Source organism: Kribbella sp. NPDC050820 (assembly GCF_040653975.1).
Taxonomy (GTDB): Bacteria; Actinomycetota; Actinomycetes; order Propionibacteriales; family Kribbellaceae; genus Kribbella.
This window is the reverse complement of record NZ_JBFAHB010000096.1, coordinates 23,831-30,761: the sequence shown is the minus strand read 5'-3', so window position 1 is coordinate 30,761 and position 6,931 is coordinate 23,831. Positions and strand designations below refer to the sequence as shown.

Here is a 6,931-nt window from a genome sequence, read left to right as displayed (position 1 = left end):
ATCTCGATCCGAGCGACGTCGCGGTCCAACTCGGCGACGACACCGGTCTCGGCCCGCAGGCGAGCACGGCCGGACTGGCCCGAGGAGTCGCCGACGTACTGGTGTATCTCTCCGCCGTGATGACGTTGCATCCCGGCGACGTCGTCCTCTGCGGCGCCGCCGGTCCCAGCAGGCGGCTGCGCCCAGGCGGCGTCAGCCGGGTCATCGTGCCCGCCATCGGAACGCTGACCAATCCCGTCGTCACGCTCGGCTCAGCGACCTCGCCCGACCGGTACCAGCCGCGGGTCACCCGTGACCTACTGACGACGGCCTCGCCGGAACGTGGTCCCCAGGCTGTTGGAACAGGGCGCGGGCCCGTGGAGTCGTCGGCGCGGACCGACCAAGCCTGCCGGCCATCCACGCCACCGAGGTACGCGCCGAGCGCCGAAAGGCGTTGGCGCGGAACCCTAGCTGTCACCTATTCGTGCAGCAGACCCAACCAGGCTGCACACCCTTTGCGCACCTGAATCAGCGTGCAGCATTGCGCAGGCACGCGAGTCGACGCACACTCCGACTTCGAGAAACCGCAGGTCACCGGCAACATTTGCGGGCCAGCGGCAACCTTCGATCAGTCTCCGTTGGAATTCAGCGGTTACGGGGTTCGAGGCGCGCCCCTATCTGCGACCCCGACGCATGCGATAAAGGCAAAGTCGACCAAGGGGTCGACCATCAATCGACAGTCCTCTCGACGTCGTCACAGCTCTGCGTGAGTCGCCCAGACGTTGAACCTGAGGTTCGGCAGTGCGTGAGGGTGTGAGGGCGATGGCGTATGCGAAGGATCTCTGGACTCATCCGGTGATGCAGGCCGATGGGACGGTTCGGCGGGAGCAGAGTAGGAGGTGGGGGCGGGGGAAGCGGTGGATGGCGGGGTGGCTGGATCCGGAGGGAAACGAGCGGACGAAGGTGTTCAGCACCAAGGTGGCCGCCGAGCGGCATGCGGCTGCCATGGAGACCGACAGGGCACGTGGTGAGTACATCGATCCGAACGCCGGCAAGGTTCGGTTCGAGGTGGTGGCCGAGCGATGGCTGAAGTCGCGGGTCGTGGACCCGGCGAGCGTGATCAGGTACGAGTCTTCGCTGCGGCTGCATGTTGCGCCGGTCTTTGGGAAGCGGCAGTTGAGGAGCATCAAGCCGTCTGAGATCGCCGGTTGGCTCGCGGACCTGGATGCGCGATTCGGATCGTCGACCGCGCGCACGGCGTTCATCGTGCTGCACGGGACCCTGGAGGTCGCCGTCGACGACGAGTCGATCAAACGGAATCCGGCCAAGGCGCGGATTGTGACGGTCCCTGCGGAGAAGAGCGGCAGAGTCGTCGCGTGGAGCGACGAGACCGTGTTCCGGGTCGTCGAATGTCATCCGCCGCTGTACCGGCCGATCGCGTCCGTCGGCGCAGCATCTGGACTACGCCAAGGCGAGCTCTTCGGGCTCGCTGAGGAGGATGTCGACTTCGACGAGATGGTGATCAACGTGCGGCGGCAGGTGAAGAAGCTGGGCAGCGACTTCGTGTTCGCCCTGCCCAAGAACGACACCGAGCGGACGGTGCCGATGTCGGAGGGGACGGCCCTGACACTCAAACAGCACATCGAGGCGACGACACCGCGGCCATACACCCAGCCGTGGGAGAAGCTCGATGGGAAGCCGCTTACAGTCCAGCTCCTGTTCCGGTGGACGGACGACAAGCACATCCGCGCTCGCACGTACGACGAGCTGGTCTGGAAGGCGGCGCTCGCCCAGGCGGGCGTGATCCCGATGCCAGGGAAAGACGTCCGCGGCCGGAGGCAGTACAAGACGAGTCGCGACACCGGCATGCACGCGCTGCGGCACTACTACGCGAGCATCACTCTGGCCGACGGTGTCAACATCAAGGAGCTTGCGGAGTACCTCGGTCACGGAGACCCGGGCTTCACCCTCCGCTTGTACACCCACATGCTTCCGTCCTCGCATGAGCGGGCGAGGAAGGCAGTGGACGCCCGCCTGGCTCGCCTCTTCTCCACCTTCTCTCACGGAACTGTGACGGAACAGGCCGCCGGCGACTCCCCTACTACCTACTGGGAGCCAGACGGCGGCCCACACCCTGAAGGTCCTGCAATCGACCTCTGACCTGCGGAAACGTCAGCGGATGCGCATCCCGGAGATGGCTCGGGCGATCACCAGGCGCTGGATTTCGGAGGTGCCTTCGAAGATGGTGTAGATCTTGGCGTCTCGGTGCATGCGTTCTACGGGGTACTCGCGGGTGTAGCCGTTGCCGCCGAGGATTTGGATGGCTTCTTCGGTGACGCGGACGGCGACCTCGCCGGCCTTCAGTTTGGCCATTGAGCCTTCGCCGTGGCGGTAGTCGGGGGTTTCGCCGCGCATCAGGGCGGCGGACATGTTGGCGGCGCGCCAGACGAGCAGCCGGGCGGCGTCGATCTCCATGGCCATGTCGGCGAGTTTGAAGGCGATGCCCTGGTTGTCGATGATCGGGCGCCCGAACTGTTCGCGGCTCTTGGCGTACTCCAGCGCCACTTCGTACGCCGCCCGGGCGATGCCGATGGCCTGGGCGCCGACGATGTGGCGGGTCATCTCGAAGGTGGCCATCGAGGCGTTGCGGTCGCCGGACGAGGCGGAGCGGGCGCGGGCGAGGCGCTCGTCGAGCTTCTCCTTGCCGCCGAGCACGTTGCCGGCCGGGATCCGGACGTTGTCGAAGAAGACGTCCGCGGTGTGCGACGCCCGCAGACCGTGCTTGCGCAGCTTGGTGCCCATCTGAAGACCGCGCACCTCGGACTTGGGTACGACGAAAGCCGCCTGCCCCTTCGTCCCGAGCGCCGGATCGACCGTCGCGACCACCACGTGGATGTCCGCGATCCCGCCGTTCGTCGCCCACGCCTTCTGCCCGTTGATCACCCACTCGTCAGAAGCGGCGTCGTACGTCGCCCGCGTACGGATCGCGGACACGTCCGACCCGGCCCCCGGCTCGGAGGAGCAGAAGGCGGCCACGCGTACGTCGTCCGGCGTGCCGTAGCACCGCCCCATCCACTGGCTCCACTGCTCGGGCGTGCCGTTGGAGAAGATCGCGGACGACGCCAGCCCGGTGCCCTTCAGCGACATCGCGATGCCGGCGTCACCCCAGAACAGCTCCTCGTGGACCAGCGGCATCAGCAGCCCGGACGGGTCCACGAACAGGTTCACGTTGGCGTCCAGGCCGTACAGCCCGATCTTGGCGGCTTCCTGGATGACCGGCCACGGGGTCTCCTCGCGCTCGTCCCACTCCGCGGCGGCCGGGCGGATCACGTCGGCGGCGAAGGTGTGGGCCCAGTCGCGGATCTCCCGCTGCTCCTGGTTCAGGGCGAGCGAGAAGGTGTTCCAGTCCGGCTTGGAGCGCTCGGCGCCGAGCTCACCGGCCAGCGTCATCACGTCCGACGAAACCGCGGACGGGGTCTTCGGGTCAGTCATCAACATCCTCACAGGGCAGGGACAGCGGCCAGATGTTACCCACGAGTGTAACTGTCGTTTGCACCAGGGGGTACCACTGTGGCTAAGATCGATCCATGAGCTCCGCGCTGCTCGCGATCGGACGCCGCCGGACCACGGCGGAGCGTCGCCGCGACCGGGAGCGGGACATCATCCGCGCCACCCGCGAGCTGTTCGACGAGCGCGGCACGATCGACGCCCAGATCGACGATATCGCCAAGCGGGTCGGCATCAACAAGGCGTTGATCTACCGGCACTTCGCCGGCAAGGAAGAGTTGTTCGCGCTCACCCTCGTGGACTACCTCGGCGAGCTCGACGAGCGCCTGAAGACCACCGACAGTCCCCGGAAAGCGCCACTCAACCGGCTCAGAAGTCTCAGCGAGGTCTTCGTCGACTTCTGCCTCGAGTACCCGGCGTTCACCGACTGCGCGATGAGCCTGCTGCGAAGGACCGGCGACCAGCTCTTCGGCGAGATCACCGAGCCGGTCATGACCAAGCTCGGTACGGCGATGGCCGCCGCGCTGGAGCGGATCGCGAAGATCCTCGCGGCCGGCCAGCGGTCCGGAGTCTTCGACGAGGTCGACACCGACTACCTGGCCAACCACCTCTACACCCAGACGCTCGGGTCGTTGCACATGGCAAGGGTCGGCCTGATCGTGTCGAGCGGGCAGCCCGGCCACCCTGTTGTGCATCATGCCGATGTCGCCACCGTCCGGGCGACCGCGATCACCGCCACGCTCGCAACCGCAGTAGGTCGTAAGGCACTACCCAAGCGCTCCAGCAGAGCAGGAGAGAAATCGTGACCGAGACCCGCAAGGTGGCCGTCGTCGCCGGGAACAGGATCCCGTTCGCCCGGCAGGACAAGACGTACCGGCACGCCTCCAACTCCGACATGCTCACCGCAGCGGTCAACGGCCTGGTCGACCGGGCCGGGCTGGGCGGCCAGGAGCTCGGTGAGGTGGTCGCCGGCGCCGTGCTGAAGCACGCCCGCGACTGGAACATGGTCCGCGAGGTCGTCCTCGGCTCCAAGCTGGCACCGACCACCCCGACGTACGACATCCAGCAGGCCTGCGGGACCGGCCTCGAGGCCGCGATCCTGGTCGGCAACAAGATCGCGCTCGGCCAGATCGACGCCGGCATCGCGGGCGGCGTGGACACCGCGTCCGACGCGCCGGTCGCGGTCAACGACCGACTCCGCAACATCCTGCTCGACCTGAACCGGGCCAAGACCTTCCAGGACCGCCTCAAGGTGCTCGCGCGGGTCCGCCCGAAGGACGTCGTACCGGAGATCCCGCGCAACGCCGAGCCGCGGACGCGGAAGTCGATGGGTGACCACGCGGCGCTGACCGCGCTGGAGTGGGGTATCACCCGCGAGGCGCAGGACGAGCTCGCCTACCGCTCCCACATGAACCTCGCCGCCAGCTACGACCGCGGCTTCCAGCAGGACCTGATCACGCCGTACCTGGGCCTGGAGAAGGACCAGAACCTGAGGCCTGACACCACGCTGGAGAAGCTGGCGAAGCTCAAGACCGTCTACGGCAAGGGCGAGACCGCGACCATGACGGCCGGCAACTCGACCCCGCTGACCGACGGCGCGTCCGCCGTACTGCTGTCCACCGACGAGTGGGCCGAGCAGCACGGGCTGCGGCCGCTCGCCTATCTGACGCACGCGCAGACGGCCGCAGTCGACTACGTGAAGGGTGCCGAGGGGCTGCTGATGGCTCCCGCGTACGCCGTACCGCGCATGCTCCACCGCGCCGGGGTGAGCCTCCAGGACTTCGACTACTACGAGATCCACGAGGCGTTCGCCTCCCAGGTGCTGGCCACCCTGAAGGCGTGGGAGGATCCGATCTTCTGCAAGGAGCGGCTCGGCCTGGACGCGCCGCTGGGCGAGATCGACCGCGCCAAGCTGAACGTGAACGGCAGCTCGCTGGCCGCGGGCCACCCGTTCGCGGCGACCGGCGGCCGGATCGTCGCCGCGCTGGCCAAGCAGCTGGACGAGAACGGCGGCGGCCGGGGCCTGATCTCGATCTGCGCCGCCGGCGGCCAGGGCGTCGTCGCCATCCTCGAGAAGTGAAGTGGGAGAGCTGACAGATGACGGACCGCTACCAGACCTTCACCCGGACGCCGCTCGGCCAGACCCTGGTGAAGAACCTGGGTCTGCCCGACCCGACTCCGCTGCCCCGCTGGCGCGAGGGCTCGCCGGTGATCGACGGACCGGTGGTGTTCGGCGCGATCTCCGAGTCCGACACCGGCAAGGCGATCCAGGCCCTGCTCCGGGACATCGGCGCCTCCTTCAGTACGGCGACCGAGGGGGTCGCATCGAGTGAGATCAGGCCGAAGGCGCTGGTCTTCGACGCGACCGGCGCAACCTCGACCACCGAGCTGACCAGCCTGCAGCGCTTCTTCTCCCCCGTCATCCGCCAGCTGGCCCCGGCCGGCCGGGTGATCGTGATCGGCCGGACGCCGGAGCTCGCGCAGTCGGCGGAGCAGCAGATCGCGCAGCGTGCGCTCGAGGGCTTCACCCGCAGCCTCGGCAAGGAGGTGAAGCGCGGCGCGACAGTCAATCTGGTGTACGTCGCTCCGGACGCCCACGAGCAGCTGGACTCGACCCTCCGCTTCTTCCTCTCCCCCAAGTCGGCGTACGTCGACGGACAGGTCGCGCGGATCGGGACCGGCCCGCTGGTCAGCAACGACCCCGACCACCCGCTGAGCGGCAGGATCGCTCTGGTGACCGGCGCGGCCCGCGGGATCGGCGCGGCGATCGCCGACACGCTGGCTCGGGACGGCGCCACTGTGATCGGCGTCGACGTACCGCAGAACGCGGATGCCTTGCGCAAGGTGATCTCCCGGATCGGCGGGAGTGAGCTGCTGCTCGACGTGACCGCGGTCGACTCCCCGCAGCGGATCGCAGCGCACGCCCAGGAGCAGTACGGCGGTCTCGACATCGTCGTCCACAACGCGGGCATCACCCGGGACAAGCGGCTGGCGAACATGCGCACCGACGCGTGGGACGCCGTACTCGACGTGAACCTGCGGGCGCCGGAGCGGATCACGGCCCATCTCCTCGAGTCCGGCACGCTCCGGGACGGCGGCTCGATCATCGGAGTCGCATCGATCGCCGGAATCGCGGGGAACAACGGCCAGACGAACTACGCGACCTCCAAGGCCGGCGTGATCGGCCTGGTCCAGGCGCTCGCGCCGAAGCTCACCGACCGCAACATCCGCATCAACGCGGTCGCACCCGGTTTCATCGAGACCGAGATGACCGCGAAGGTCCCGTTCACGATCCGCGAGGTCGGCCGCCGGATCAACTCGCTGCAGCAGGGCGGGCTGCCGATCGACGTGGCCGAGACGATCGCCTGGTTCGCCGATCCAGCCTCAGCCGGCGTGACCGGCAACGTGGTCCGGGTCTGCGGCCAGAGCATGCTGGGTGCGTGAG

At 68.0% G+C, this 6,931-nt stretch carries 6 protein-coding genes; 5 read left to right on the top strand and 1 reads right to left on the bottom strand.

Features of this window, described 5'->3' with window-relative positions; genetic code table 11:
* On the top strand, window positions 1-506 hold a 506-nt coding region (locus tag AB0H36_RS43230; protein WP_360537102.1), incomplete at its 5' end, for a fumarylacetoacetate hydrolase family protein.
* 394 nt (window positions 507-900) lie between these two features.
* A complete protein-coding gene (locus AB0H36_RS43225) occupies window positions 901-2,139 on the top strand; it encodes a site-specific integrase (RefSeq protein WP_360537100.1) in 1,239 nt (412 codons plus the stop codon).
* Window positions 2,140-2,151: 12 nt separating this feature from the next.
* On the opposite strand, the gene AB0H36_RS43220 is transcribed toward AB0H36_RS43225, so the two are convergent.
* Window positions 2,152-3,471, bottom strand: a complete 1,320-nt coding sequence (locus tag AB0H36_RS43220; protein WP_360537098.1) for an acyl-CoA dehydrogenase family protein — start codon at window positions 3,469-3,471, stop codon at window positions 2,152-2,154.
* A 95-nt stretch (window positions 3,472-3,566) separates the two neighbouring features.
* On the opposite strand from AB0H36_RS43220, the gene AB0H36_RS43215 reads away from it, so the two are divergent.
* The 3 genes from AB0H36_RS43215 to AB0H36_RS43205 are packed head-to-tail and all read left to right on the top strand — an operon-like array spanning window position 3,567 to window position 6,930.
* Window positions 3,567-4,292 (top strand): TetR/AcrR family transcriptional regulator, encoded by a 726-nt coding sequence (locus AB0H36_RS43215; RefSeq protein ID WP_360537096.1) that lies wholly within the window; start codon window positions 3,567-3,569, stop codon window positions 4,290-4,292.
* A complete protein-coding gene (locus tag AB0H36_RS43210; protein WP_360537094.1) occupies window positions 4,289-5,566 on the top strand; it encodes an acetyl-CoA C-acetyltransferase in 1,278 nt (425 codons plus the stop codon). Before AB0H36_RS43215 ends, AB0H36_RS43210 begins: the two co-directional genes overlap by 4 nt.
* A gap of 17 nt (window positions 5,567-5,583) precedes the next feature.
* On the top strand, window positions 5,584-6,930 hold the full coding sequence (locus tag AB0H36_RS43205; RefSeq protein ID WP_360537092.1) for a 3-oxoacyl-ACP reductase: 1,347 nt from the start codon (window positions 5,584-5,586) through the stop codon (window positions 6,928-6,930).
* The last annotated feature ends 1 nt before the right edge of the window (window position 6,931 follow it).